Here is a 26,926-nt window from a genome sequence, read left to right as displayed (position 1 = left end):
TCTTTCAACGGCCCAAAGGCAGCACGATCAAACGATACCAAGCTGCCTTAAGGCCCCGGCAACCGGTTCATGCATTGTCCAGTTCCAGTCTTCACCATCCGATTGCACGCCATCGGCAAGGGTAAAGATCGCCGCAAGATAATCACTGACATCGGTCTGGCAGGCTGGCAATCCGGCCGCAGTCGCGATTTTTACCGCCAAGCGCCCATATTTTTTGTGCCCCATGCGACACCCGAAATGACCAACCGCTTCGGCCAGCTTCAACCCGGTTATTTCACGCCCCGGCGCCTTGGCATGGGCACGCAGCATATCGCGTTCGCAACTTGAAAGTTCGATGGCGCTTAACGCCTTTACATAATCCTCGACCGCACCGATATGCGGGGCCTTGATATCATCCCAGTCCATCACTTTAAGCATGTCGTTTCCTCCCGACAAAGTGGCCAATTGATCGGTTTTTCACATCTGTCGCCCCGGCCGTCGCGCGATGTGTCTTGAAAACAAAAAAGGGCGGACAACCTGCGCTGTCCGCCCCTGTTCATTTAGGCATAGTCAAAGCCCGGCTTGGTAAAGACAAACTGGCCAACCCGCATGCCACCGCCCCCTTCAGAATCGTCAAAGGCATTGATGCAGCCCGCCAGATAAAATTCCCACATGCGCCGGAATTCCTCGTCATATTTGGCAGGATCGAGTTCATCCCGTACCGCCCGGAACCGGTCCCGCCACTTGATCAGGGTGTTAGCGTAATTTCGTCCGGGGTGGAAATGCGATGCCTCGACCATCAGCTTGGCATGTTCGGCCGCCTCGATAACTTCATGCACAGCCGGAATATAACCACCGGGAAAGATATATTTATCGATCCAGGGCGATGTGAACTCCGCACGCGGCTTGATGATGGTGTGAATAACCGCCCGGCCACCGGCCTTAAGCAATTCCCCCACCTTCTCGAAATAGGTTTTGAACTGATGGCGCCCAACATGTTCAAACATGCCAACCGATACCACCCGGTCATATTTCCCGGCATTGGCATCGGCAAAAATCCGGTAATCCAGAAGATGGTAATCAAGACCGGCCTTCGCATTGTCGCCCATCTGGTTGCGCTTTTCCTGCGCCCAGTTGAACTGTTCGGTCGACAGGGTAATACCATGCACCTCGGCCCCGGTTTCACGATGGATAAACCGGCTCAACCCGCCCCAGCCACAACCGATATCAACAACCCGCAATCCCGGTTGATTGATCTTCAGACGCTGGGTAGTCAGGCTCATTTTACGGTGCTGGGCCTCCTCAAGGGTTTGCGCACCATCATCCCAGAAGGCACAGGAATATTGCATCTCCGGGTCAAGGAACCGGGTGTAAAGATCATTACCGATATCATAATGATGGCGCACACGTTTCGATGCGGCCTTGACCGTGGTGAACTGCGCGATCTGGAATTTAAGGGCCTGCAATTTCTCGATAAAGGTCCCGAACCCGTTGGCCGAATGCCCGCCTTCAAAATTCAGGCGCAACACCCGGATCAGGTCTTCCATCTCGCCGCTGACGACTTCGAAGCCGCCATGCATATAGGCTTCGCCAAACCCCGGATCGGGGCTAAGCGCCATTTTAAGGGTTTTGGCCCAATCGGGCACCGTCATTGCTGCCCGTGGTAATGAACCATCCCCCAAAACGATTTCATGTTTTTCGTCCACGCGGAAAACCAGTGTTCCGCGCGTGACATGTTCCCGAAAGAAATCGAGAACCTTTTTTTGTGTCCAATCCAAACTCATCGGGTACGTCATCAGGCCGTCCTTTTTGCAAAAGTCGGAATAAAGATCGCCCCATATGCAGTTTGACTGCATATCTGTATCGAATCCTTGTGCAGGACCGTTCTATATCGCCGTTCGGAAGGTCATCAGGTGGTGGCTGCGGTGACGTGTTATAGACCAAGCCGAAAAACAGAAATCAACCAAGCAGGATGCAAAACGATTCTGATTTCGGGTTCGACACATGAACCCCACCGATAATTCTGCCAGAAATTTCTGCGATCTCAAGTAGTAATCATAGGTGGAATGCCAAGGATACGCTTGCGCATTGGCTTTGAAAGCCTTACATCTCGCGCCAGATTATCAGACATTATCCACAGGCATGTGCCTGCGCCGTCCGAACCGCCACGCGGCTTTTGCCCGACCGGCCCGGGACCGGCCACCATGCTGTCCAGACTGAAAAGAGGCACCTGATGGGCTATAAAATTGCCGTTGTCGGCGCGACCGGAAATGTCGGGCGCGAAATGCTCAACACTCTTGCCGAACGTAACTTCCCGGCTGATGAAGTCTTTGCACTGGCATCGTCGAAATCAATCGGTCGTACCGTCTCTTATGGCGAAGACGATGATCTGAGCGTATCGGACGCAGCGAATTTCGATTTCTCGCGCGTTGATATTGCCCTGTTCTCGGCCGGTGGCGAAACCGCCAAGAAACTGGCCCCCAAGGCCGCCGAAGCAGGCTGCGTTGTCATCGACAATTCCAGCTATTGGCGTATGGAGCCGGGCGTGCCGCTGGTCGTGCCCGAGGTCAATGGCGATGCTCTTGCCGGTTACGCCAAAAAGAACATCATCGCCAACCCGAACTGTTCGACCATTCAGATGGTCATGGCGCTTAAACCGCTTCATGACATGGCCTCGATCAAGCGTATCGTTGTGTCGACCTATCAGTCGGTTTCGGGTGCCGGCCGCGCTGCCATGGACGAGCTGTTTAACCAGACGCGCGGTATCTATGTGAACGACCTTCCCAAGAAAGAAGAGTTCACCAAACAGATCGCCTTTAACGTCATCCCCCATATCGACAATTTCATGGATGATGGCGCGACCCGCGAAGAATGGAAAATGACGGTCGAAACCCGCAAGATCCTTGATCCGGAAATTGCCGTTCACGCGACCTGTGTCCGCGTTCCGGTCTTTGTCGGTCACGGCGAAGCGGTCAATATCGAGTTCGAAAAACCGATCACGGTCGAAGATGCCCGCAAGGCAATGAAAGACTTCCCGGGCGTTTCGGTTGTTGATTACCGTCAGGACGAAGGTTATGTCACCCCGCAGGAAGTCCAGGGTGAAGACAACGTCTTTGTCTCGCGCGTGCGCAAGGACCCGACGGTTGAAAACGGCCTGTCTCTGTGGTGTGTCGGTGATAACCTGCGCAAGGGTGCCGCCCTTAACGCCGTTCAGATTGCTGAAAAACTTGTTGCGGAATTCCTGCCGAAAAAATAAGGCAAACCGCCAGAAAACATCTTCAGAACCCGCCATTGATCCGGCGGGTTTTGTTGTTTCCGGGTATCCGTATGATGGTAAGAGTTTCCAAAAGCCCCCAAGGAAAAGTATAAGACTGGGTCGATAAAATCGTGTGTCCCTGTGTTGTTCCCTTTGGAACGGGGCACATAAAAAGAAATATCGGGGGAATCGGATGGTAAAACGAACCCGCAAGGAAGCGGCCCGTCTGGATGAAGCAGCCCGCGCTGGCTGGCTTTATTATTGTGCCGGAAACACCCAGGACGAAATCGCGCAAAAGCTTGGCGTGTCGCGTCCCACTGCACAACGACTGGTCTCTGCCGCGGTAAGCGAGGGACTTGTCAAAGTCCGTCTTGATCATCCGATCACCCGCTGCATGGAACTGGGCAAAGCCATCTGCGAGACCTATAGTCTGGCAAGTTGCGATGTCGTGCCGACCGATCCATCCGCCCCCGAAGCCATGTTTGGCATGGCGCAGGCCGCCGCCACCTATCTTGAACGTGCCCTGCAATCAACCGATCCCAAAATCATCGCCCTTGGGACCGGTCGTGCGATGCGGGCCATGGTCGATGAAATCGGCCGTATTGATGGCAGCCACCACAAGATCGTATCGCTGGTCGGCACCATCGCCCATGACGGGGCAGCCAGTTTCTATGATGCGGTCACCGATCTGGCCGACCGTACCCGCGCCCCGCATTATCCGTTGCCAATTCCGGTCATCATCGAAGACCCGCAAATGCGCGAACGGATGCAGGAACAGCCGCCGATGGACAATATCCTGAAGCTCGCCCGCGAAGCCGATATCCGCTTTATCGGTGTCGGGCATCTCGGCGATGACGCGCCGCTTCATATTGACGGCTTTATCACCAGGGATGAATTGATGTCGCTGCGCAATAGTGGCGGGATTGGTGAAGTCATCAGTTGGTCCTTTGATCAGGACGGCCAGATCCTTGATCATCCGGTCAATCATTGCGTGACCAGCGCGCCTGCGGTGCAGCCCGCCACCAACACGATTGCGGTCGCAAAGGGCGCAAAAAAAGTTGCCGCGATTCGGGGTGCAATGCGCGGAAAGCTGATCACGACCCTGATTACCGACGAGGCAACAGCAGAAGCTTTGCTGCGCTAGCAACCCGCCTCTTCATACAACATTCCAGCATATTAGAACCCTGTCAGACCTTCTGGCAGGGTTTTGTTTTGTGCGCCGCAAAAACGATTTCGTTTGACAACACATACCGAAATTGAGTGAATGCTCATTACCTGAACAAATGATCAATACGGACAATTCAAGTTGTCCAACGGGTAGACAGTCCTTTTGGGAGGAAATATGAAACGCGTAATGGGAGCAGCGCTGTGTGCGCTGTTGGCAGGCGGCATCGCGCATGCCAATGCTGAAACGAAACTGACCATCGCAACCGTGAATAACGGTGACATGATCCGCATGCAGAAGCTGACGGATGATTTCACCTCCAAAAACCCGGACATCTCGCTTGAGTGGGTTACGCTGGAAGAAAACACCCTGCGTCAGCGCGTCACCACCGACATCGCCACCAAGGGCGGTCAGTATGACGTCATGACGATTGGCACCTACGAAGTTCCGATCTGGGCTGAAAAAGGCTGGCTCGCACCGCTTGACAAGCTTGGCTCTGACTATGATGTCGATGACATCATGCCGGCAATCCGTTCCGCAGTATCCAAGGATGACGCACTCTATGCTGCACCGTTCTACGGTGAAAGCTCGATGATGATGTATCGCAAGGATCTGTTTGACGCAGCCGGCATCAAAATCGATGGTCGCCTGACCTGGGATCAGACCCTTGAGATCGCCAAGAAACTCCACAAGCCTGACGAAGGTGTCTATGGCATCTGCCTGCGTGGCAAGGCGGGCTGGGGTGAAAACATGGCGCTGATCACCACCATGGGCAATGCTTATGGCGCGCGTCTGTTTGATGAAAAATGGAACCCGACCTTCGACAGTGCCGAGTGGAAAGCAGCACTCGACATGTATACCAACATTCTTGGTAACTACGGTCCTCCGGGCGCAACATCGAACGGCTTTAACGAAAACCTGTCGCTGTTCAACTCGGGCAAATGCGGCATGTGGATCGATGCAACTGTTGCTGCATCCTTCGTAACCAACCCCAAAGAATCCAAAGTTGCGGATAAAGTCGGCTTTACCGAAGCACCTTGTGCTGCAACCTGCACCGGCGCCAACTGGCTCTGGGCTTGGAACCTTGGCATTCCGATGGGTTCCCAGAAAGTAGAAGCCGCCCAGAAATTCATCGCTTGGGCAACTTCGAAAAACTATCTGGAACTGGTGGCATCCAAAGAAGGCTGGGCAAACGTACCGCCGGGCACCCGTATGTCGCTTTACCAGAACCCGAAATACCTCGAAGCCGCACCGTTCGCTGACGAGACCCTTCTTGCCATCGACAGTGCTGACCCGATCAACTCGACCATGCAGCCGAAACCCTATGTTGGCGTTCAGTTCGCTGCGATCCCTGAATTCCAGGGTATCGGCACCACGGTTGGTCAGCAGTTCTCTGCCGCACTTGCCGGTCAGATGACTGTCGATCAGGCCCTTGCTGCTGCACAGTCGGGAACCGACCGCACCATGCGTAAGGCTGGTTACTACTGATGCACCACAGGCCGGAATTCATCTCAACGCACATCTGAAATGATTTCTGGCCTGCGCCTCCTTGACCTGATGAACTTGGGGCGGTGGTTGCAAAACGCACCGCCCCCTTTCCATCTGGAAAAGGATCAGCAACATCAAAATCGGGGAGCACATCATGTCGACACGGGCCTCGACCCTGACCGGGCGCATTATGTCCGCACCGTCGATCATTGTCTTGTTCTTGTGGATGGCCGTCCCGCTGGGCATGACGATTTACTTCTCCTTCCTGCGCTACAATCTGTTGTCGCCGGGAATGGAAGAATGGATCGGTACACTTAATTACGAATTTTTCCTGACTGATCCGGCATTCTTTGCATCGCTTGCAAACACGCTTTTGCTGGTTGGATCGGTTCTTGTCATCACCGTGGTTGGCGGCATCTTGCTTGGCCTGATGCTTGATCAACCAATCTTTGGTCGCGGCATTCTGCGCCTTCTGGTGATTGCACCCTTCTTTATTATGCCGACCGTGAATGCACTGGTCTGGAAAAACCTTTTGATGGACCCGGTTTCGGGGATGTTTGCATGGCTTGCCAGCTTGCTTGGCCTGCCCGCAATTGACTGGTTTACCAATGTACCCCTGACATCAATCATCATCATGGTGTCATGGCAATGGCTGCCCTTTGCTGTTCTGATTTTGCTGACCGCCTTGCAGTCACTTGACCGCGACCAGAAAGAAGCCGCCCAGATGGATGGCGCCGGTCCGGTTGCCATTTTCTTCTATATTACGCTTCCCCATCTCAGCCGTGCGATCACGGTTGTGGTCCTGATCGAAACCATCTTCCTGCTGACCGTCTTTGCCGAAATCTTTGTGACCACCGGTGGTGGCCCGGGTCTGGCAACGACCAACATTGCCTTCCTCGTCTATACGCAGGCACTTCTGCAATACGACGTTGGTGGCGCGTCCGCGGGCGGGATTGTTGCGGTCATTCTGGCCAATATCGTGGCGATCTTCCTGATCCGCCTTATCGGCAAAAACCTGGATAAGTAAGGGGCGCGTTATGGAAAACAAACAATCACCCCTTGGCTATATCAGTTTCTCGATATTTGCCTGGATCGTGGGGCTTCTGATCTTCTTCCCGATCTTCTGGATGGTCCTGACCAGCTTCAAGACCGAACTTGAAGCGGTTTCTATCCCGCCCAGCTTCATCTCCTTTGACTGGACGCTGGAAAACTATGCCGAAGTTCAGGAACGGTCGAACTATTTCAAGTTCGCCATGAACTCGATCATCCTTGCGGTTGGCTCGACACTGGTTGGTCTGGTCTTTGCCGTGACCTGTGCATGGGCGATGGCCTTTAACCCGACCAAACGCACCAAGGACGCACTTCTCTGGATGCTGTCGACCAAGATGATGCCGCCGGTCGGTGTTCTTGTGCCGATCTATCTGGTGTTCCGTGACTGGGGACTGCTTGATACGCGCTTTGGTCTGATCATGGTTCTGTTCCTGATCAACCTGCCGATCATGGTCTGGATGCTTTACACCTATTTCAAGGAAATCCCGACCGACATCCTCGAAGCCGCGCGTATGGATGGCGCAACCCTGCCCAAGGAAATCATCTTTGTGCTGTTGCCCATGGCCGTACCCGGCATAGCTTCGACCATGCTGCTTAATGTGATCCTGGCCTGGAACGAAGCGTTCTGGACACTCAACCTCACCACGTCTGATGCCGCCCCGCTGACAGCATTCATTGCGTCCTATTCCAGCCCCGAAGGGTTGTTCTGGGCCAAGCTTTCAGCCGCATCGACGCTCGCGGTTGCCCCAATTCTGGTCATTGGCTGGTTCTCTCAGAAACAGCTGGTACGTGGTCTGACATTCGGCGCGGTCAAGTAACCGCAAGCCCGTGAAAATAGAGAAAGAAGGAACACCAAAATGGGTGCTATCCGACTGGAAAAAGTCAAGAAAAGCTTCGGAACGCTGGATGTTATTCCCGGTGTCGATCTTGATATCAATGATGGTGAATTCGTTGTCTTTGTCGGCCCTTCGGGCTGCGGGAAATCAACCCTGCTGCGTCTGATTGCCGGCCTGGAAGACGTCACTGATGGCAAAATCCTGATTGACGGCACCGATGTTGCCAACGAAGCACCGGCCAAACGCGGCCTGTCGATGGTCTTTCAGTCCTATGCGCTGTATCCGCATATGACGGTCTATAACAACATTGCTTTTGGTCTGAAAATGGCGGGCGAAAGCAAGGATGTGATTGACCAGAAAGTCCAGTCCGCAGCCAAAATCCTGAACCTGACCGACTATCTCGAACGTCGCCCCGGCGCACTTTCAGGTGGTCAGCGCCAGCGTGTTGCCATCGGTCGCGCCATTGTGCGCAACCCGGCCGCCTTCCTGTTTGACGAACCGCTTTCAAACCTTGATGCCGCCCTTCGCGTCAACATGCGTCTTGAAATCACCGGCCTGCATCAGGAACTTAAAACCACAATGATCTATGTGACCCACGATCAGGTCGAAGCCATGACCATGGCCGACAAAATCGTGGTTCTCCAGGCCGGCCGGGTCGAACAGGTCGGCAAGCCGATGGATCTTTATAACAACCCTGCCAATAAATTTGTCGCCGGTTTTATCGGCTCACCAAAAATGAACTTCCTGGGCGGGGAGCTTGCAGCAAAACATAACTGCCATGAAATTGGCATCCGTCCCGAACATCTGACGGTCAGCACCGAAAGCGGCGTCATCGCTGCAACGGTCAAGATCGCCGAACATCTTGGGGCCGAGACATATCTTCATGTCGAAGCCGATGGCCTTGGCCCGATGACGGTCCGCGCCACCGGCGAAATGCCCCTTGGTGAACATGACAAAATCTTCCTGACCCCAGAACAGGATCGCATCCACCGCTTTGACGCCCATGGTCTTGCGCTTGGACCTTCCTGATACGTGAACAATCCGGGCCGCATTGCCCCACACGGATTGCGGCCCCGCCTTACCAATCAAGCTAACTGTGAGTCCAAAATGTATCTTAAAAAGTTCGATCTTTCCGGGCGTCGCGCCTATGTCACCGGTGGCGGCCGTGCCATCGGTCTGTCCTGCTGCGAAGCACTGGCCGAGGCCGGTGCCCATGTTGTCATCGGCGATATCAGCCAAGAAGTCGCCGAAGAAGGCCGTGATTACCTGAAATCCAAGGGTTATTCGGCCGACATCGATATCATGGATGTCACCAACACCGATCAGGTCCGCGCCAGTGCCGAAAAAATGGCGAAGCAGGGCGGCATCGATATTCTGGTCAACAATGCCGGGATTGCCCGTTCGGAAACCCCGGCGGAAACCGTCAGTGATGAACATTGGCTCAATGTCATTGACGTCAATCTGAATGGTACTTTCTGGTGCTGCCGCGAGTTCGGCAAACAGATGCTGGCCAAAAAGAACGGCGTTATCGTCAATGTCGGTTCCATGTCGGGCTTTATCGTCAACAAGCCGCAGGAACAGGCCTATTACAACGCCTCCAAGGCCGCAGTTCATCACCTGACCAAGTCCTTGGCTGCTGAATGGGGCGGTCGTGGTGTGCGCGTCAATGCGGTTGCACCGACCTATATCGCAACCCCGCTGAATGAATTCGTGAAATCCAAGCCGGAAATGTATGACGCCTGGATCAACGGCACCCCGATGGCACGCCTTGGCGAAACCGAGGAAATCGGATCGGTCGTGCTGTTCCTGGCATCCGATGCATCAAGCCTGCTGACCGGATCCATTGTTCTGGCTGATGGGGGTTACACCTGCTGGTAAGGCCAGGTGCAACTAATGGCTACAATGTCCTGAAGTTATTTGTAGCCAGGTCCGAACAATGGTGAAACGGGGCGCGGATGTGGGACCTGCGCCCCGTTTACCTTTTTGCAGGATCTATTTCGGATTGAGTAAATCTTTTTGCGGCGCATGTTCGTCTGTTCAGATAAATCCTTACATGCTCTCAGACAAACAATGGTAGCATCCAATATCTGAACAGGAAGGAACTCGTATAGTTGTCGTTTAACGCGATTGAACTGATTTTCCGATGTGTCGAAATCAACCCAGTAAAATTTATCCAATCATGCAATAATATTATTCCAAACAATTATTTAAAATCACTGCATTCATCTCAACAATAACACATACAACACATTGATTTCACTTACATTAAAATAGGATATAAAAATATGATTGATTCAATTACCGGAGAGAGAATCACTGTCTTAATCGATGACAATGAAGAACCTTACATCAGAGTTTCAGACTGGAATGATGCTGATGCATTAGAAGACCTATTTTCAGATAAATACAATGTATTATACGAAATGAAAACACCCGAGGACTTAATAGAAAACGGAGGGAAGGAGTATTATTTCGGAAATATTGCCGACCCAGAGAAGCTACAAAAAATTCTAGATGAAATAGTTCTTCAATTCTGAATGAACGAACACCCCATTTACTGGAATATCAGGGGGAAGTTCCAGAAACAGCACTCCATACAATACCCAAATAGCGTGAAAACGCAGCATCACCTACGACCTCAACCCCATTTTCAAGGCCCAGGAACGCTGCCAGACGCTGCAAATGCGTCATCAAGGGGCCTGCGACATCACTTTGGGCATATCCATCTTCCAGATGTGCGCTTTGTACCAGAAGAACGCCTTTTTTTCGTTCGGACTTCAAATCGACCCTTGCAACAAATTCGCCGTTTAACATGAATGGCAGGACGTAATACCCGTATTGGCGCTTTTCGGCCGGAACATATATTTCGATACGGTAGTTAAAGCCGAATATCCGCTCTACCCGGTCGCGTTCCCACATCACCGGATCAAACGGTACCATCAAACAGGTTGGCTTGGCTCGCGCACGCGGATTGACTTTGGGGCACAGATATCCGGCCTGCTTCCAGCCTTCGACATCGGCGCGCAGCAACCGCCCCTCTTCGACCAGTTTGATCAGGCAGTCCTTTACATCTGCGGTCGGCAGGCGGAAATACTTGCGCAAATCGGCCTCGGTGGCGATGCCCATCGCCGCAATCCCCTTACAGATCAGGTCTGATTGCGCCTCCAACCGATCTGGTGCCCGATCATGGGCGGCATCCCCGATAATCCGGTGCGGCAGATCATAAATCCGCTCGAAACTGGATCGGCGCTTTTGCGCCATCACCTGTCCGCTCCAGAACAGATATTCCATGGCGGTCTTGGTTTCTGACCATCCCCACCATTCCGAACTGCTGTCCCCTTTTTCCTCAAGGTCGCTGGAACCGACCGGGCCATTGCGTTCGATATGATCAAGAATGCCTTTGATCAGTTCGGGTTTTTCACGCTGGATACGGGCAATCCGCCCCCAGGTCCCCTTGCCCTGTTCGGCATCCTCCATGCGCCAGCGATATAGCGGATAATCCTCGACCGGGATCATCGATGCTTCATGGCCCCAATATTCGAACAGTTTCCGGTCACGTGATTTGCCCCAGACAATGTCATCAAGCATCGCCGGGTCATACACACCCAACCGGCTGAAGATCGGCATGTAATGGGCACGGGTAAGCACATTGACGCTATCGACCTGCAACATATTGGTCTGGCGGATCGCCTTCATGATCCGGCGTTTGGTCACAGGTTTGCTGTCATTCTGATCAAACCCCTGCCCGCAAAGTGCAAGGTTACGCGCCTGCTTTATCGAAATCGCGACCGAGGCATCGGGCATGGGAATACTGTCAACTGGCATGATCACTCGGGAAAATTGGCAAATGAAAACAGGGTGATGCTACCACATCATCCTGACAAATATGGCAGGAGCCTGCAACAACGTGAAATTCCCTAAACCCGCGTCATTTCAACCTGTATTGCGCGCGACATTTCTTGACCAATCCCATCCTCACCGCCTAGGCTTTTGATCAAAACCGCCCCACAAAACAGGACCGGCACATATGGACAGCCCGCAAATCATGATCCTGACGGTTCTTGTCGGCACGGTCATTTTATTCCTGTGGGGGCGTTGGCGTCATGACATGGTGGCGATGGCATCCCTTCTGGTCTGTGTGATCCTGGGGCTTGTCCCGACGGATGCCGCCTTTGTCGGTTTTGGCCATCCCGCTGTCATCACCGTTGCCTGCATCCTGATCCTGTCATCGGCGCTGCAACAATCGGGCGCGGTTGATACCCTCACCCGCACGGTCCTTCCGCAATCTGCAGGTCCCTTCATCACCCTTGCCGCACTCAGTACACTGGCCGCCATTCTATCGGCCTTTATGAACAATGTCGGCGCATTGGCCCTTCTGATGCCGGTTGCCCTTCAGATCGCCAACAAACAGGGGCTGCCGCCCGGCAAAATCCTGATGCCACTTGCTTTTGGCTCGATCCTTGGCGGCATGACAACCCTGATCGGGACGCCTCCGAACCTGATTGTGTCGGGTTTCCGTGCCGGGATTGATGGCAGCGGCTTTTCGATGTTTGATTACAGTCCGGTCGGCCTTGCCATTGCCGCGTCCGGTCTTACCTTTGTCATCCTGCTTGGACGCTTTCTTGTCCCCACCCGCGAACGCGCTGGGGCCGAGGGATTTGAAACCGGCTCCTACCTGACCGAAGCCAGGATCACCGAGGGCAGCAAATCGGTCGGCATGTTACTCAGCGATCTGAATAACGAACTGGAAAAGTCCGACGCACAGGTCATCGGCCTGATCCGTCACGAACGCCGGATCCCGGCCCCAAGCCCCTATCGCGAACTGCATCAGAACGACATCCTTCTGATCGAAGCCGAACCCGAAAGCCTCGCCTCTGCCCTGTCCGCCCTTGATCTGACCCTTGAAGCCGAATGGCGCAGCGCCGAGGCCGAACGCCGGGCCCAAGAAGCAGCAAAGCAAGCCGGGAAAGACACCAAGCAGGAAGATAAAGAAACCACCAAGGCCCAGAAAGCCAACACTTCGGAAAAGACGATCAGCACCGACAAAACCCAACAGGACAGCCCCCAAGACGATATCAGGGAAGACGGCGAAGACGTCGTCATCCCGCCGGAAAAGGCATTGAAATCAGATGACGTCTCCCTGATCGAAGTTGTGGTTTTGCCAAATGCCGCCTTTATTGGCCGGTCTGCGGCGGATATTCGGATCAGAAACCGATTTGGCATCAACCTGCTTGCCCTGTCGCGTCAGGGGCAGCGTTCCATGACGCGGCTGCGCACCATGAAAATGCAGGCAGGCGATGTTCTGTTGATGCAGGGAACCCCGCACGCTGTTGCCGAATTTGGCAATCGCATGGGCTGTGCCCCGCTTGCCGAACGCGCCCTGCATCTGACCGACAAGTCACAGGCGCTTAAGGCCAGCGTTATCATGGCAATTGCCATCCTGCTGGCCGCATTTGGCATCCTGCCCGCCGCCATTTCCTTTGCACTCGGGGTGCTGGCCAGTTTGCTGTTTTCGGTGGTTTCCCCACGTACACTTTACGACGCGGTTGACTGGCCGGTGGTTGTCCTGCTGGCCGCCCTGATCCCGGTTGCCAATGCGATGGAAAGTACCGGCAGTGCCGATCTTATTGCCCGTTTCCTGCTTGAAACAATCGCACAGGGTAATGCGGTCATTGCGCTTGGTCTGATCCTTGTTGTGACCATGACCCTTTCGGATTTCATGAACAATGCCGCCACCGCCGCGGTCATGTGCCCGATTGCAATTGGCAGTGCTGCCCAACTTGATGCCAATCCCGACGCCTTCCTGATGGCGGTTGCGATTGGCGCATCCTGCGCCTTCCTGACCCCGATCGGTCACCAGAACAACACCCTGATTCTCGGCCCCGGCGGCTTCCGCTTTGGCGACTACTGGAAACTCGGCCTGCCGATTGAGATTATCGTTGTGGCAGTTGGGGTGCCGATGTTGCTGTGGATGTGGCCGTTGTGATTTTGGTCTGCTACAGAATCACGGTGAATTAGCATGCTGCTACTCCCGCAATGAGATAACTTGTCGACACTAACATTGAAATTGAACACTAACACAAACAATGTTAGTATTTGGATCATGACGTTAATGAGAGGCCCATCCATGTCTGAAAAAGGATTACTTCTCTATAATCTGGACAAGTATCTATCGAAAACTTTGCACGTCCACATTTCACATACTGCTCTGGAAACAGAAAGCATCCCATTAGGAATTTCTGCAGCTTATTCTATTTTGGGATGCAACATTGCTTCCAGAGAATGCGTTCTAATGATCGAAAAAATCTCTAACGAAAAAACGCCTGCCAATATCGCTGGCGATGTTCAAAAGGTCGAAGAAATCACAGGATGCCTTGCAATTTTCGTGACCGATGCAATGAGCGCTTATTGGCGTGAACAGCTAATCTCGAAGATTACAGCCTTCATTCAAATAGGGTATCAATGCTACATTCCACAACTGGCAATTGACCTGAGGGAACACTTCCGCAAGCGTTCGATTCGAAGCCAAGAAGTCGCATTTTCACCAATAACTCAACTAGTTTTATTTTACATCCTCCTACAAGCTACACCAGAATCCCAGGAAGGCTGCACACCGTCTTTTTTGGCTCAAAAACTCGGTTATTCGCCAATGTCTATTGGCAGAGCTTATCAGGATCTATCAGCACATACACTCTGTGAGATTGAGCGCCGAGGTCGGGAAAAGCACATACATTTAAGTAGCTCAAAGAGCGATATAATTAATCGCGCAAGCCCTCATCTAATATCACCTGTTCGTAAAACACTTTATTTAGATGTATTTAGGGAACTTATTCCTCGACTGCATATAGCGGGGGAGTCTGCAATGGCGAAATACACAATGTTATCTCGCCCGAGAATACCTGTCTGGGCAATCGCTTCAGATAGATGGAAGCAGGGAACTTCAAACGAAGCCTGGCATTACGCCCGCGACGCAGAAGAAGCAACCAATATAGTCGAAGTCTGGCATTATAACCCAAGTTTATTGAGCAACAATGACATTGTCGATCCACTTTCATTGTATGCTCAATTCATTTCATCTGATGACCCACGCCTACAAGGTGAAGCCGAAACACTTTTGGAGGAATTCCTTTGGTAAGTTCTTTAGAAGATATAGTTGTGGGATTGAACCGCTTTGCAGACCATTTTGCTCCGTATATTGATCGGTTTGTCATTATTGGTGGAACAGCTTGTAAAATCATCTTAGATGAGAACGCTGTTACAGCTCGTACAACAAAAGACTTAGATATCGTCCTTTGTCTGGATACAACAGAGACAGTAGACGAAGACTTTGCTGCTGCGATATTAAACTTCATCGAAGATGGTGGCTACAAGGCTAGAACCCGCGCTACAGGAGAACAAGAATACTATCGGTTTGAAACCCCTAGCAAAGAGGGGTACCCGATGATGCTCGAATTCTTCTCAAGGCGCCCCAACAGCCTTCCATTAACTGACGAACAAATAAAATGCCGCCTTGTAGTTGAAAGTGATTTACTGAGCCTTTCGGCCATTCTTCTTGACGAAGAATACTACTCCGCACTACTTGCGAACAAAACTCTTATGCGAGGTCTCCCAATTTTAAATGAGGACCTTTTGATCCCCTTCAAGGCAAAGGCACACGTTGACCTTGAACACAAAAGGGCAAACGGTGACCCAACGGCCAAACAGAGAGATATAAACAAACACCGTGGGGACATAATTCGCCTTCTGGCCCTAATCCCACCAAACCGGCGTGTCACATTGTCTGAACCTATTAAGCGCGATGTAGGTTTATTCACCAATAAACTCTGGCAAGAACAATTCCCCGTACAGGATATTCTTGGAGGCTTAGAACTCGAAGCCGTGGTCAAAACTCTTGAGGCTATGTATCAGTTCGATAGAAATGATTATCAGTACGAAGAAAAAACAAAAAACATAGCCAAACCAATTAATTGAAAGGCAAGCACCACGCATTGAGGATAGGGCAAATCGAAAAAAAGGGGCAGTCCATGGACCACCCCTTTTCCATCTCTCCGAGTTGTCGCACTTAGCAATCAAACCCAAGGTTCGGTACGTCAAGGCCGTTCGCGCGGCAGGCCGAGATCAGGGTATTGTTCAGCAAACATGCAATGGTCATCGGGCCGACACCGCCCGGCACCGGGGTGATGGCACCGGCGACTTTTGATGCGGCCTCAAACTCGACATCGCCGACCAGCTTCATTTTGCCCTCGGCCCCTTCAACGCGGTTGATGCCCACGTCAATCACCGTGGCACCCGGGGCAATCCAGTCGCCCTTGACCATTTCCGGGCGGCCAACAGCGGCAACAACGATATCGGCACGGCGGACTTCTTCGGGCAAATCGCGGGTCCGCGAATGGGCAATGGTAACCGTGCAGCTTTCTTTAAGCAGAAGCTGCGCCATCGGCTTGCCAACGATGTTCGAACGGCCAACCACAACGGCGCGTTTGCCCGAAAGATCACCAAGGGTGTCCTTAAGCAGCATCAGGCAGCCATAAGGCGTGCACGGGGCAAAGCCCTCGCCACCGGTGGCCAGTGCGCCAGCATTAACAACGTGGAAACCGTCCACATCCTTGGCCGGGTCTATGGCGGCCAAGATCGCCTGTTCGTCGATATGTTTGGGAACTGGCAACTGGCACAGAATGCCATGAACGTTTTCGTCCGCATTCAGCTTGGCGATCAGGGCCAGAAGATCTTCCTGGCTGGTCTCGGCCGAGAGCTTGTGCTCATAGGAATTCATGCCGCATTCAAGGGTCTGTTTGCCCTTGTTGCGCACATAGACCTGGCTGGCCGGGTCTTCACCGACCAGAATGACGGCAAGACCGGGGGTCACACCGTGGTCCGCTTTCAGCTTGGAAACTTCTGCGGTGATGTCTTCGCGCAGTTTGGCCGCGAATGCCTTGCCATCGATGATTTTTGCGTCACTCATGTGTCTGTCCGCCCGTAAGTTCGGTAATTTGCGTCATCAGCTCTGCGGGATTGCCGGAAATCACCAGCACCTTGTTGCGGTCTGTATGACCGGCAACGATCCCGACCGAGGATTTAGGCCATTTGGCCGCTTTTGCCAAAAGTTTTATCAGGGCCTGATTGGCTTTGCCGTTTTCCGGCACCGCCGTGACCGATGCCCTAAGCCACAAACGCCCGCTGGCATCTTCGATCAGACCGTTGATCGCATTACGCGAAGCCTTTGGCGTCAAACGCACAAACAGACGGATCCCGGTTTGATCCGAGAGTATCTCGCAAACGGGATCAGTCATTGTCTGATTGAGACATCTAGTAACCTAAAAGAGCCATCCGTACATCGGTCTGGATCAGCATATTGGCAAATTGCAGCACCAGAATCAAAATGATCGGCGAAATATCAATCCCGCCAAGGTCGGGCATGATCCGGCGGATCGGGCGCAGGACCGGTTCGGTCACACGATACAGGAAATCACCGACCATATAGACGAATCGGTTGCTGGTATTGATGACGTTGAATGCCACAAGCCATGACAGGATCGCAGAAGCAATCAGCATGAAAATGTAGATACCAACTACTGTATCAATAAGCCAAAAAATCGCCAGCATCGCCGCTCCTTACTATCGCCGGGGCATATTCGCTTTTTGCCCGGTAAGATGTTTGCACGCTGCAAAACCTAGTCGGCAATGGCCGGTAACGCAAGCGCAGAGCGTTGATTTTACCCATTCCTGCCGCAAGTTTTCATCGCTTTGTGATCCCGCTCACCTGACAGACGGGGTTAAGCTGCGTATAGCGTCACCGGCTGGTTGCATTCCCCCCTGCCAGAAACTGTCAGGAGATGTCAGTCACAAACCGCTATCAGCTTGCGATATCGGGATGTTCTTGCCAAGAATGCGCCAACATACTGCGCCATCCCCTGACACAAGGAAGCATCATGTCTGATTGTAATCATCGTCGCTGCGGCTGGGCTGACATCCATCTTGATAAGCCGTTTTACCTTGATTACCACGACACCGAATGGGGTGTTCCGGTGCATGATGACCGGCTTTTCTTTGAAATGCTGATCCTTGAAGGCGCGCAGGCCGGGTTAAGCTGGCTGACGGTTCTGGCACGGCGCGATACCTATCGCGCGGCATTTGACAATTTCGATGTTCACAAAGTCGCGGCCTATGACGAGGCCAAGCAGGAAACCCTGATGGCCGATCCAGGGATTATTAGGAACAGACTAAAAATCGCTGCGACTATTAAAAATGCCCAAACATTCATTGCAATCCAGAAAGAGTTCGGAAGCTTTGATAACTATATCTGGGGCTTCGTTGACGGCAAGCCGGTGATCAATCACTGGAAAACCATGGGCGACTGCCCGGTTTCGACCGAACTTTCAGATCGTATTTCCAAGGATTTGAAAAAGCGCGGCATGAAATTTGTCGGCACCACCATCATCTATGCCTTCCTTCAGGCCACCGGCCTTGTGATGGATCACACCACTGATTGTTACCGCTATGATCAGTTGGTGAAATAGCCATCTGTTCTGACAGACCAAGGCCTGCTATAGCCTTGGTATGGCAACCGTAATGCATATCATCAATGAACTTGGTGCGGGTGGCGCGGAACGCGTTATGACCCGGATCGCGTGTCATAACACCCAAAACGCCGGACCGGACATTCCGCGCCAGATCGTCGTATCCCTGATGGATGAGGGTGTTTATGGCGCGGACCTGATTGATGCCGGGGTGGAGCTGCATTGCCTTGGCATGAAATCGGGCATTCGCGATTTGCCCGGTGCGATCATTGGCCTGACCCGACTGATGCGCAAGGCAAAGCCCGATGCCATCATGTCCTGGCTCTATCATTCCGATTTCATCGCGACCCTTGCCGCCACACTTTCAGGATGCGGGGCCAAACGGCTGGCCTGGAATATCCGTTGTGCGGAAATGAACCTTGAACAATATGGACGTTCGACCCGCATTGTTCTTGGACTTCTGGCAAAACTGTCCGGGCGTCCGGCGGTGATTGCCGCCAATTCCCATGCAGGTCAGCAACATCACATCAAATGCGGTTACCACCCGAAGAAATGGGCCTATCTGCCCAACGGATTCAACACCGAAGAATGGCATCCCGATCCCGGTGCAAAGAACAGATTGTGCAAGGAACTTGGCATCACGCCATCCAAACATCTGATCGGGATGGTTGCCCGCAAGGATTTGGCCAAGGATCACGCCACCCTGTTTGACGCGCTTGGTCTGCTGCGCGCCAAGGGATATGACGCCCATCTGGTTCTGATCGGTCACAATACCGAAGAACTAACATTTGCCGACGCGCTGGCATCGCATGTTTCTGCACTTGGCCTGCGTCGCGATGTCGCAAAGCTGGTTCCGGCATTTGACATCGCGGTCCTGGCATCAAGCTTTGGCGAGGGGTTCCCGAATGTCATTGGCGAGGCCATGGCATGTGGCGTCCCGGCAATTGGCAATGATGTGGGTGATGTGGCCGATATTCTTGGCGGGACCGGGAAAACCGTCCCCCAACGGTCGCCAGAAAAACTTGCCGAGGCGATCAAGGAACTTCTGACCGAAGATAGCGACAGCCATACCTATCGCAAGATGGCATCGCGCAAGCGGATCATTGATCATTACAGCCTTGATGCGATGAATGCCCGCTATCTGGCCCTTTGGGACGGGTTGGCCGGCAATCGTCCCATTCCCGATTTTGAATTTCCAGGCGGCATAAACCACCCCGAATAAAGCCACGTGAAAAGCGACCTCAAGAAACCTTGCTGGAACCGCGGACAAGCAGGCTGGTCTCAAGGGTGATGGTTTTACCCGAACCATCGGACAGGGCCATTTCGGCGGCCAGTCGTCCCTTTTCGACTGTGTCCTGATACATCGTGGTCAGCGGCGGGTCGGTGCGTTCGCCGGCCGCAATACCGTCAATACCAATGACTTTAAGGTCGTCAGGAACCTTGCGACCCACAGCACGCGCAGCATCAATAGCACCGATGGCAATCACGTCGGACATGGCAAGGATGCCGTCGATTTCCGGATGCCGGGCAAGCAACTCTGCCGTCATTTTTGCACTGTGATCAGACTGGTTGTCGCATTCGACATGGACGATATCAGTCGGAGCAATGCCAACCTGCTTCAGGGCCGCATAATAACCGCCAAGACGTTCGCGCACCACACGGTGGCTGGCTGCGCCCAGACGCCCCGCCGTGACCGGGCCGAAATGATCATGTTCGGTTGCCTGCAAAGACAGAATGGCAAATTTCCGTGCCCCGCAATCAAGCAAATGCTGCGCAGCATTTTGCCCGGCCGCGAAATCATTAAGGGCAACAGTGCCCGCCGCCCCCTCGATGTCGGTATCGATGCTGATCAGTGGCTGATTGCGGCGCTGAATGGCAGCAATGATATCGTTATTGTCGGAATAGCAATGCACGAGAAAGGCATCAACCGCCGCATTGTTGACCGCCGCAATCGCCTGTTGCTGGTTCTCGGCCGAGATGATCATGACATTAACGCCCTGTTGCGCACATTCGCGCCCGATCCCGCGCAGCAATTCAATCGCCACCGGATCGGTAAAGGCATATTCAAGATTGTCGGGAAACACCACGCCAAGCGCCCCGGCCTTGCCAGTGCGCAACATCCGCGCCATGACATGCGGCCCGCGATAGCCAAGCTCCTTGGCAGCGGCAAAGATCCGTTCACGAACTTCGGCGCGCACCAGATCGGGTTTGCCAAAGGCATTTGACGCTGTTCCCTGCGAAACCCCGGCCGCCTTGGCGACATCCAGAAGTTTTACGCGTTTTGCCATGCGTCTGTTTCCCCGAAACCGTGTGTGTTTCACACTGATATTGATCTGATTTGGCTACACTATAGCCAAAATCAGCACATCACTACCAGAACGCATTATTCCGGTCGGGGACTATCTGGTTTCGGGTTGGGTATTGCGGAATGTCAGGTTGATGCGGCCATCTACCTGACGTGCGGTTTTGGGAATTTGATGCAGCCAGCAATGTTGCGTTTCGCCTGCCATGATCAGGGCCGAGTTATGGGGCAAATCAATGCTGATACGATCCCCGGTCTTTTTATGGCGCAAATGAAAACGCCGTTCCTCGCCAAAGGACAGGCTGGCAATCACCGGATTTTGACCCAGAACTTCTTCATCATCGGCATGCCATGACACACTGTCACGTCCATCCCGGTAATAGTTCAGAAGAACCGTATTGAATGCCGCCCCCGACAATTCTTCGGCCAGCTTGCGCAAAGGTGCGATCACCGAAGGAAACGGCGCAGCGGGATGATAGACCCCGCTATAGCGATAGGCGACTTCGCCATACCATGCCGTCAGGCGCGGCACCGGGATTTCCTTGCCGTGGATTTTGGCAATTTCCTGTTTCCAGACGATGGTGCCTTTCAAACGGGCCAACGCACGATCCGCATCATCAGGTGCCATGATGTCACGCAACAGCAAAACTTCGCCGTCAAACGGCAAAAGATTACGCGGTGGTTCATTGGCAAACAGATCGCCGGTCATGGTTTTCCCCCGGAAGCAATACAGCCCAAGACCTAGGCCCAACCGGTGATAAACTCAAGCCACAGTTTGCTGATATATCAGCTCATAAGGTGATCGGGGACACATCAGGAAAGTGATGAGAAGATTTTTGGCAGTTATCGTGTTGCCGGTTGCCTGTCGGCCTCTTTGGCATTGCCAAGTATCTCGCCAATCAGGCGGATGCGTTCACGGTTATCGGGTTTGTTGCGAAGCGCAATAACAGTGGTGCCAATCCCAGACTTTTGGAAACTTCGACCGGCGGCATTGCATATTTCTCGCTGAGATACATCATCACGGTCGGGTCGGATATCGCCACTTCGAACCGTTCGGCATTCAACATTTTCAACAACAGAACTTCGGAAACGGCTTCGGTCACATTATCGGGGTGGTTTTCGGCCACCCTTTCGATGAAAGGCGGGTATTGATAGGCACTGACGATCCCGACCGTATGGTTGCTAAACAGGTCATCAAGACCGTGGAACTCAACCCTTTTGCCCGGCACGGTTACCGCGGCCAATTCGGAATAATCGACCGGCGGCGACGCAACATATCCTTCGTTGATTTCAGAAAGCCAGGCCGGGAAGTAACCGATAAAGTCCGGCTGTTCGGCCAGAACGATGGCCCGTTTCCACGGATAGAATTCGACCTGAAGCTCGATCCGGTGCGGCTGCAAAAGCGTACGCAACTTTTGAACAAGATTGCCCTCATTGGTCATGCGGGCATCGGTGTAGGGCGGCCAATTCAAAGAGGCCACTTTCCATATTTCTGCCATTGCCGGCGCATTGCCAAGCAGCAGCGTAACAACCAAGGATGCAGAATAAACCCAAATGCGTTTCAGCATTCCTGATGACCATATGACGACGTTCAAGAACACATTCATCATACGATTGCCGTGACGTTAGGGCAACGCAGATTTGAAAACATCAAATTCAAAACTGCGCAACAAAACCCTGAATTTAGCCGGTCGTCAGTTCGACACCTTGCTGTGTAGCGTAGCGTTCGACGTCTTCAACACTGAGCCCCGCAGCACTGTAAAGATTGATGGTTTCAAGTTCGAGATCGGTTTCAGCATCAGCCAGTGACTGCAAGGAACCGGTCAGACTGCGTTGTGAGTCAAGTACGTCAAGAAAATCCGAAAGCCCCTGCACATAACGCACACGCGACTGTTCAAAGGCATCCCGATGATATTGAACCGAGGCGATCAGGGAATCACGTTGTTGCATCGCGCCGACATAACCATAGATCGCGCTTTCGACTTCCTCGATCGCGGCAAGCAGGGTCTGGCGATATGTCTGGAAGGCCTGTTCGGCTTCTTCTTCGGCGACTGTGATATTGGCACGACGTTCGCCACCATCATAAAGGGTCGCATCCAAAAGTGCGCCGATGGCCGCCATTGCGGTACGGACAATCGGCCCGCTGCCATAGCCAGTTGCCCCCAATGCCAAAGACCCATTGAGTGTCAGTTCGGGATACAGGGTTGCTGTTTCAACGCCGATTTGTGACGTCGCCCCGATCAGGGCCAGTTCCGCTGCACGGACATCAGGCCGACGGCGCAGCAAATCTGCCGGGATGCCAATCGGCGGGCTGCTTTGGAATTCCGGCAAGGGTGACGCATCAAGCAACTGGTCACGATGTGATCCCGGTTGCGCCCCGACAAGAATCGAAATTGCATTGATGGAACGATCAATCGTGGTTTGCAGGATCGGTACGGTGGCCTCGAGATCGGCAACCTCGGCGCGGGCACGCGACAGATCGAGTTCTGATCCAAGACCGGTCTGCAATCGAACCTGCACGATGTTGCTGGTCTGGCGTTGCAAATCCAGTGAGTCCTGTAAAAGAGCCAGGCGTTTCTGTGCCCCGCGCAGTTCGATGTAATTGCCGATGATATCGGAAATCATCGTGCGATAGACATCTTCGCGCAAATAGACCTGACGCAGATAGCTTGCCTCGGCGACTTCTTCCTCGCGGGTTTGACCACCCCAAAGGTCCACGGTCCAGGAAAGATCAATTCCGGCACCAAACCCCAAATCATCGACATGATCGCCACTGGCCCGGCTTGACGTCGAACGATCTGCCGAACTGTCAAACGACCCATCAATAGTCGGACCATTTGCCCCCGCGACACCGCGCGCAGTGGCGGCCGCCGCCCGAATACGGCTGATGGCGATTTTAAGATCGATATTGTTGGCAACGCCTTCTTCGATCAGGCCCTGCAATACAGGGTCGGTTGTACTTTCCCACCAGCGGCCATGATCAGCCTGTGAAGCAGCAATGACCGGAATTTCCGGGGTATATGCCCCGACCAGATCAAAGTTCGGTGCAGTATAATCCGGACCGACCGACTGGCATCCGGCAAGGGCGGTCAGAAGTGCAACACCTGAAAGTGTCAGAAGACGATTTTTATTCATGTTATTTCGCACTTCCTTCAATGCCACCCGGGGCATCTGACCCATGGGAAAATTCGTCGGGAATTTCACCGGTATCGGGAATGGATTCCGCGGCACGCAACTGGGTTTGCAGTTTGTGTCCACCATCGGCACGTGCCGAAACAAGGGGTGCCAGCAACAGATACAGAACCGGGGTCAGGAACAGGGTAAAGACTGTTGCAAAGCCCAATCCCCCGAATACGACCCAGCCGATTGCGGCACGGGCTTCGGCACCGGCACCGGACCCAAGAACCAGTGGCAACCCGCCCAGAACCGTCGAAATCATCGTCATCATGATCGGGCGTAAACGTACCATCGCCGCGTCATGCACGGCTTCGCGCACGGATCGTCCGGCATCACGCAACTGATCGGCAAACTCGACAACCAGAATGCCGTTCTTGGCCATCAGGCCGACCAGCATCACAAGCCCGATCTGGCTATAGACGTTGATCGAAGTCCCACTAAGACTAAGCGCAAAGATCGCAGCCGCAAGACCAAACGGCACGGTCAGAACAACCACCAACGCCGACATGAAACTTTCGAACTGGGCGGCCAGAACCAGAAGCACCACAAGGACAGCAATCAGGAAGGTGATTTGAACATCGTTTGATGTTTCGCCAAGGGCCGCGGCATCGCCAAGGAACAGGACACCAACACCGGGTGGCAGAACCTTATCCGCCGCAGAAGTCACATCATTAACCGCCTGATCCAGGGTATAACCCGGCGCAAGGTTTGCAGAAACACCAACTGCACGCTGTTGGCCTTCGCGTTCCAGTTCGGATGCCACTGCCTCTTCGCTAAGAGTGATCACCGAGGACAAGGGCAGAATGCGGCCATTGGTTCCCGAGACAAACAGATTTTCAAGATCAGACGGGTCATTGATGCTGCCCACGGCACTGCGCAGTTTGACCGGGATACTTTGGTCATCGACATTGATGTCCGTGACTTCATATCCCTCGATCATGGCGCGCAAAGTGGTATCGAGCTCGTCAATTTCGATGCCCAGATCAAAGGCCCGCTTGCGATCAATATTGACCAGAAGCTGTGGCTGGGTTGTCTGATAGGACACCCGGATACCGGTCAGGTTCGGATTGTTTGCTTCGATCTCGGCCTGAAGAGCGCGGGCATTGGCCGCAAGATTACGGTAATTGGTCCCGGTCAGGGCGAATTGCAATCCTTCGCCCGTACCACCCCGCAGACCAAGGCTGTTTGGTTGCCAGACAAAGGCTTGTACACCCGGCAGGGCATTGAGCTTGCCACGGATCGTGTTGGTAATTTCCTGCTGGCTGCGTTCACGTTCGTCCCACGGGACAAGCGGCGCAATCACCAAGGCACGGTTCGGGTCCCAAAGGCCGACGATGGTGTAGATATTATAGGCATCACCGGCATCGACAATCGGACGCAGAATGTTTTCAACTGCTTCGACCTGACGATCCATGTAATCGATGCCGACACCATCCGGCCCGCGCAGGGAAACAAGAATACGGCCACGGTCTTCGTTGGGCAGCAATTCCTTGGTCACGGTGTTATAGGCACCGAACGCCAAACCACCGGCAACAATACAAATCATCAATGTGATGACCGGATTGCGCAGGACCCATTCCAGAATGACGCGGTAAATTCCGGCAAAGAAAATCCCTATCCGTTCAAGCATGTTGGGTTCAACATTTGTGTCCCCGTCATGTGGATCGATATGTTTCAGACGCGATGCCAGCATCGGGCACAGTGTCAGTGCGACAAAGGATGACACCGCCACCGAAAAGGCCAGAACAAAGCCGAATTCACGGAACAGGCGTCCCGCCGTGCTGGGCAGGAAGGAAATCGGCACGAACACCGAAATCAGGGTCAGCGTAGTTGCGATAACCGCAAAGAACACCTGACGCGAGCCAAGAACCGCCGCCGCCATGGAACCAAGCCCCTGATGACGCCGGCGCTGAATATTTTCAAGCACCACAATCGCGTCATCAACGATCATACCGGTTGCCAGCACAAGTGCCAGCAAGGTCAGGATATTGATCGAAAAGCCCATTGCCCAGATCGCCGCAACCGTCCCGATCAGGGCAATCGGAATGGTCACTGTCGGGATCAGGGTTGCAGTGAAGGACCGCAAGAACAGATAAAGCACGCCAATCACAATGATGATAGCAAGTGCAAGGCTATAGATCACTTCCCACAGCGCACCTTCAATAAAGACCGCATCGTCGGAGTTCACGAAGATTTCGATATCGTCATACTGCTTGTTCAGACGTTCGACGGCCTCGCGAATGCCATTGGAAATCGCAATCGTGTTTGACTGTGCCTGACGGACAACGCCAAGACCAATCACCGCACGACCATCGAGACGGACATAGGATGACGCATCATCCGGCCCGTAATAGATATCGGCAATATCGCCAAGCAGGATGCTGTCACGCACCAGCATCTGGTTCAGCTTGTCGACCTCCCAAACCGAAGCATCGGCACGAACAAACAGTTTCTGATCGGTGGATTCAAAGCTGCCCGCCGGGATATCGAACTGTGCAGTCCGCAAAACGTCGGCAATGTCTTTGACCGACAGGCCATAACTTGCGATGCGCAGCGGATCGACGCGCACATGCAGGACCTTTTCCCGGTCTCCGTTTACCGTAATTTCGGCAACACCAGGCACCGCCAGCAAGGCCGGCGTGATCTGGTCTTCGACGATATTGGCCAGTTCTTCTTCGGTCAGGCGATTGGTGACCACCGCCATACGCATGATCGCACTGGCATCCGCATCGGCCTTGACCACCCGGATTTCTTCGACTTCGTCGGGCAGGCTTCTTGAAGCACGACTGACGGCTTCGCGAATATCGCTGGCGGCATCATTGATTTCGACATCGGGGTAAAATTCGATACGAACGCGCGAACTGCCTTCCTCGCTTTGCGAGTTGATGTTCTTAACACCACTGACACGTGACGCAGCACTTTCAAGAACCGAGGTGACTTCGGCGTCAACGGTTTCAGGCGACGCACCGTTATAGGTCGCACTGATGGTAACTGTCGGTCGATCGACGTTGGGCAGTTCGCGGATTTCGACGCCAAGCATCGCCGCAAGACCGGCCAGAATAATCAGCAGCGATACAACACAAACCAGCACCGGACGGCGGATACTAAGCGATGCAAGATCATTCTGATCGTGATTACCGGATTGATCGGACATGA

At 53.4% G+C, this 26,926-nt stretch carries 24 protein-coding genes; 13 read left to right on the top strand and 11 right to left on the bottom strand.

What is annotated here, in order from left to right; all coding sequences use genetic code 11:
• Positions 1–27: 27 nt before the first annotated feature.
• Together TH19_RS08950 and TH19_RS08945 are read right to left on the bottom strand one after the other, a co-directional pair.
• Entirely contained in the window at positions 28–417 is a 390-nt protein-coding gene (locus TH19_RS08950; RefSeq protein ID WP_114101998.1) for a hypothetical protein, read from the bottom strand.
• A 122-nt stretch (positions 418–539) separates the two neighbouring features.
• Positions 540–1,763 (bottom strand): SAM-dependent methyltransferase, encoded by a 1,224-nt coding sequence (locus TH19_RS08945; RefSeq protein WP_114102178.1) that lies wholly within the window; start codon positions 1,761–1,763, stop codon positions 540–542.
• Between the two features lie 449 nt (positions 1,764–2,212).
• Between TH19_RS08945 and TH19_RS08940 the strand changes: the two genes are divergently transcribed.
• From TH19_RS08940 to TH19_RS08905, 8 genes are all read left to right on the top strand, one after another.
• Positions 2,213–3,235 carry an aspartate-semialdehyde dehydrogenase gene (locus tag TH19_RS08940; RefSeq protein WP_114101997.1) on the top strand — a complete coding sequence of 341 codons (1,023 nt, stop codon included), beginning with the start codon at positions 2,213–2,215 and terminating at the stop codon, positions 3,233–3,235.
• A gap of 193 nt (positions 3,236–3,428) precedes the next feature.
• Positions 3,429–4,379 (top strand): sugar-binding transcriptional regulator, encoded by a 951-nt coding sequence (locus TH19_RS08935; RefSeq protein WP_114101996.1) that lies wholly within the window; start codon positions 3,429–3,431, stop codon positions 4,377–4,379.
• A gap of 198 nt (positions 4,380–4,577) precedes the next feature.
• Positions 4,578–5,888, top strand: coding sequence for an ABC transporter substrate-binding protein (locus TH19_RS08930; protein WP_114101995.1), 1,311 nt, complete (start codon positions 4,578–4,580; stop codon positions 5,886–5,888).
• A gap of 154 nt (positions 5,889–6,042) precedes the next feature.
• The gene (locus TH19_RS08925) at positions 6,043–6,915 is read left to right on the top strand and encodes a carbohydrate ABC transporter permease (protein WP_114101994.1); all 873 of its coding nucleotides are present in this window, start codon (positions 6,043–6,045) and stop codon (positions 6,913–6,915) included.
• 10 nt (positions 6,916–6,925) lie between these two features.
• Positions 6,926–7,756 (top strand): carbohydrate ABC transporter permease, encoded by an 831-nt coding sequence (locus tag TH19_RS08920; protein ID WP_114101993.1) that lies wholly within the window; start codon positions 6,926–6,928, stop codon positions 7,754–7,756.
• A gap of 39 nt (positions 7,757–7,795) precedes the next feature.
• The gene (locus tag TH19_RS08915) at positions 7,796–8,803 is read left to right on the top strand and encodes an ABC transporter ATP-binding protein (RefSeq protein ID WP_114101992.1); all 1,008 of its coding nucleotides are present in this window, start codon (positions 7,796–7,798) and stop codon (positions 8,801–8,803) included.
• 78 nt (positions 8,804–8,881) lie between these two features.
• Positions 8,882–9,652, top strand: a complete 771-nt coding sequence (locus TH19_RS08910) for an SDR family NAD(P)-dependent oxidoreductase (RefSeq protein WP_114101991.1) — start codon at positions 8,882–8,884, stop codon at positions 9,650–9,652.
• A gap of 407 nt (positions 9,653–10,059) precedes the next feature.
• Entirely contained in the window at positions 10,060–10,311 is a 252-nt protein-coding gene (locus TH19_RS08905; protein WP_114101990.1) for a hypothetical protein, read from the top strand.
• A 28-nt stretch (positions 10,312–10,339) separates the two neighbouring features.
• Here TH19_RS08905 and TH19_RS08900 read toward each other — a convergent pair whose 3' ends face one another.
• Entirely contained in the window at positions 10,340–11,599 is a 1,260-nt protein-coding gene (locus TH19_RS08900; RefSeq protein ID WP_114101989.1) for a winged helix-turn-helix domain-containing protein, read from the bottom strand.
• 202 nt (positions 11,600–11,801) lie between these two features.
• On the opposite strand from TH19_RS08900, the gene TH19_RS08895 reads away from it, so the two are divergent.
• From TH19_RS08895 to TH19_RS08885, 3 genes are all read left to right on the top strand, one after another.
• Positions 11,802–13,760 (top strand): SLC13 family permease, encoded by a 1,959-nt coding sequence (locus tag TH19_RS08895; protein ID WP_114101988.1) that lies wholly within the window; start codon positions 11,802–11,804, stop codon positions 13,758–13,760.
• 141 nt (positions 13,761–13,901) lie between these two features.
• Entirely contained in the window at positions 13,902–14,909 is a 1,008-nt protein-coding gene (locus tag TH19_RS08890; RefSeq protein ID WP_147250741.1) for a hypothetical protein, read from the top strand.
• Positions 14,903–15,745, top strand: a complete 843-nt coding sequence (locus TH19_RS08885; protein ID WP_114101986.1) for a hypothetical protein — start codon at positions 14,903–14,905, stop codon at positions 15,743–15,745. Before TH19_RS08890 ends, TH19_RS08885 begins: the two co-directional genes overlap by 7 nt.
• A 91-nt stretch (positions 15,746–15,836) precedes the next feature.
• On the opposite strand, the gene folD is transcribed toward TH19_RS08885, so the two are convergent.
• The 3 genes from folD to TH19_RS08870 are packed head-to-tail and all read right to left on the bottom strand — an operon-like array spanning position 15,837 to position 17,377.
• Positions 15,837–16,736: a bifunctional methylenetetrahydrofolate dehydrogenase/methenyltetrahydrofolate cyclohydrolase FolD gene (gene folD / locus TH19_RS08880; RefSeq protein WP_114101985.1), complete on the bottom strand. Its 900-nt coding sequence runs from the start codon at positions 16,734–16,736 to the stop codon at positions 15,837–15,839.
• The gene (locus TH19_RS08875; protein WP_114101984.1) at positions 16,729–17,064 is read right to left on the bottom strand and encodes a DUF167 family protein; all 336 of its coding nucleotides are present in this window, start codon (positions 17,062–17,064) and stop codon (positions 16,729–16,731) included. Before TH19_RS08875 ends, folD begins: the two co-directional genes overlap by 8 nt.
• A 16-nt stretch (positions 17,065–17,080) precedes the next feature.
• The gene (locus TH19_RS08870) at positions 17,081–17,377 is read right to left on the bottom strand and encodes a YggT family protein (RefSeq protein ID WP_114101983.1); all 297 of its coding nucleotides are present in this window, start codon (positions 17,375–17,377) and stop codon (positions 17,081–17,083) included.
• A 326-nt stretch (positions 17,378–17,703) separates the two neighbouring features.
• Between TH19_RS08870 and TH19_RS08865 the strand changes: the two genes are divergently transcribed.
• Together TH19_RS08865 and TH19_RS08860 are read left to right on the top strand one after the other, a co-directional pair.
• Positions 17,704–18,291 carry a DNA-3-methyladenine glycosylase I gene (locus TH19_RS08865; RefSeq protein ID WP_114101982.1) on the top strand — a complete coding sequence of 196 codons (588 nt, stop codon included), beginning with the start codon at positions 17,704–17,706 and terminating at the stop codon, positions 18,289–18,291.
• A 52-nt stretch (positions 18,292–18,343) separates the two neighbouring features.
• Positions 18,344–19,513, top strand: a complete 1,170-nt coding sequence (locus TH19_RS08860) for a glycosyltransferase (RefSeq protein ID WP_181846369.1) — start codon at positions 18,344–18,346, stop codon at positions 19,511–19,513.
• 19 nt (positions 19,514–19,532) lie between these two features.
• Here the strand turns inward: TH19_RS08860 and TH19_RS08855 are convergent, their stop codons facing one another.
• The 5 genes from TH19_RS08855 to TH19_RS08835 form a co-directional block, all read right to left on the bottom strand.
• Positions 19,533–20,579: a LacI family DNA-binding transcriptional regulator gene (locus TH19_RS08855; RefSeq protein WP_114101980.1), complete on the bottom strand. Its 1,047-nt coding sequence runs from the start codon at positions 20,577–20,579 to the stop codon at positions 19,533–19,535.
• A gap of 111 nt (positions 20,580–20,690) precedes the next feature.
• On the bottom strand, positions 20,691–21,302 hold the full coding sequence (locus TH19_RS08850; protein ID WP_114101979.1) for an alpha-ketoglutarate-dependent dioxygenase AlkB family protein: 612 nt from the start codon (positions 21,300–21,302) through the stop codon (positions 20,691–20,693).
• Between the two features lie 190 nt (positions 21,303–21,492).
• Positions 21,493–22,161 (bottom strand): hypothetical protein, encoded by a 669-nt coding sequence (locus TH19_RS08845; protein ID WP_114101978.1) that lies wholly within the window; start codon positions 22,159–22,161, stop codon positions 21,493–21,495.
• Positions 22,162–22,276: 115 nt separating this feature from the next.
• Entirely contained in the window at positions 22,277–23,728 is a 1,452-nt protein-coding gene (locus TH19_RS08840; RefSeq protein ID WP_114101977.1) for an efflux transporter outer membrane subunit, read from the bottom strand.
• A 1-nt stretch (position 23,729) separates the two neighbouring features.
• Positions 23,730–26,924, bottom strand: a complete 3,195-nt coding sequence (locus TH19_RS08835; protein ID WP_114101976.1) for an efflux RND transporter permease subunit — start codon at positions 26,922–26,924, stop codon at positions 23,730–23,732.
• Positions 26,925–26,926 lie beyond the last annotated feature (2 nt).

Origin of the sequence: Thalassospira profundimaris, assembly GCF_003326675.1 — a bacterium.
GTDB lineage: Bacteria > Pseudomonadota > Alphaproteobacteria > Rhodospirillales > Thalassospiraceae > Thalassospira > Thalassospira aquimaris.
The sequence above is the reverse complement of the archived record's forward strand: the minus strand, read 5'-3'. Positions and strand labels throughout refer to the sequence as shown.

Bases quoted from the DNA above. Each gene is read 5' to 3' on its own strand.
- TH19_RS08950 (WP_114101998.1), bottom strand. From the start codon at position 417: ATGCTTAAAGTGATGGACTGGGATGATATCAAGGCCCCGCATATCGGT.
- TH19_RS08945 (WP_114102178.1), bottom strand. From the start codon at position 1,763: ATGAGTTTGGATTGGACACAAAAAAAGGTTCTCGATTTCTTTCGGGAA.
- TH19_RS08940 (WP_114101997.1), top strand. From the start codon at position 2,213: ATGGGCTATAAAATTGCCGTTGTCGGCGCGACCGGAAATGTCGGGCGC.
- TH19_RS08935 (WP_114101996.1), top strand. From the start codon at position 3,429: ATGGTAAAACGAACCCGCAAGGAAGCGGCCCGTCTGGATGAAGCAGCC.
- TH19_RS08930 (WP_114101995.1), top strand. From the start codon at position 4,578: ATGAAACGCGTAATGGGAGCAGCGCTGTGTGCGCTGTTGGCAGGCGGC.
- TH19_RS08925 (WP_114101994.1), top strand. From the start codon at position 6,043: ATGTCGACACGGGCCTCGACCCTGACCGGGCGCATTATGTCCGCACCG.
- TH19_RS08920 (WP_114101993.1), top strand. From the start codon at position 6,926: ATGGAAAACAAACAATCACCCCTTGGCTATATCAGTTTCTCGATATTT.
- TH19_RS08915 (WP_114101992.1), top strand. From the start codon at position 7,796: ATGGGTGCTATCCGACTGGAAAAAGTCAAGAAAAGCTTCGGAACGCTG.
- TH19_RS08910 (WP_114101991.1), top strand. From the start codon at position 8,882: ATGTATCTTAAAAAGTTCGATCTTTCCGGGCGTCGCGCCTATGTCACC.
- TH19_RS08905 (WP_114101990.1), top strand. From the start codon at position 10,060: ATGATTGATTCAATTACCGGAGAGAGAATCACTGTCTTAATCGATGAC.
- TH19_RS08900 (WP_114101989.1), bottom strand. From the start codon at position 11,599: ATGCCAGTTGACAGTATTCCCATGCCCGATGCCTCGGTCGCGATTTCG.
- TH19_RS08895 (WP_114101988.1), top strand. From the start codon at position 11,802: ATGGACAGCCCGCAAATCATGATCCTGACGGTTCTTGTCGGCACGGTC.
- TH19_RS08890 (WP_147250741.1), top strand. From the start codon at position 13,902: ATGTCTGAAAAAGGATTACTTCTCTATAATCTGGACAAGTATCTATCG.
- folD (WP_114101985.1), bottom strand. From the start codon at position 16,736: ATGAGTGACGCAAAAATCATCGATGGCAAGGCATTCGCGGCCAAACTG.
- TH19_RS08875 (WP_114101984.1), bottom strand. From the start codon at position 17,064: ATGACTGATCCCGTTTGCGAGATACTCTCGGATCAAACCGGGATCCGT.
- TH19_RS08870 (WP_114101983.1), bottom strand. From the start codon at position 17,377: ATGCTGGCGATTTTTTGGCTTATTGATACAGTAGTTGGTATCTACATT.
- TH19_RS08865 (WP_114101982.1), top strand. From the start codon at position 17,704: ATGTCTGATTGTAATCATCGTCGCTGCGGCTGGGCTGACATCCATCTT.
- TH19_RS08860 (WP_181846369.1), top strand. From the start codon at position 18,344: ATGCATATCATCAATGAACTTGGTGCGGGTGGCGCGGAACGCGTTATG.
- TH19_RS08855 (WP_114101980.1), bottom strand. From the start codon at position 20,579: ATGGCAAAACGCGTAAAACTTCTGGATGTCGCCAAGGCGGCCGGGGTT.
- TH19_RS08850 (WP_114101979.1), bottom strand. From the start codon at position 21,302: ATGACCGGCGATCTGTTTGCCAATGAACCACCGCGTAATCTTTTGCCG.
- TH19_RS08845 (WP_114101978.1), bottom strand. From the start codon at position 22,161: ATGCTGAAACGCATTTGGGTTTATTCTGCATCCTTGGTTGTTACGCTG.
- TH19_RS08840 (WP_114101977.1), bottom strand. From the start codon at position 23,728: ATGAATAAAAATCGTCTTCTGACACTTTCAGGTGTTGCACTTCTGACC.
- TH19_RS08835 (WP_114101976.1), bottom strand. From the start codon at position 26,924: ATGTCCGATCAATCCGGTAATCACGATCAGAATGATCTTGCATCGCTT.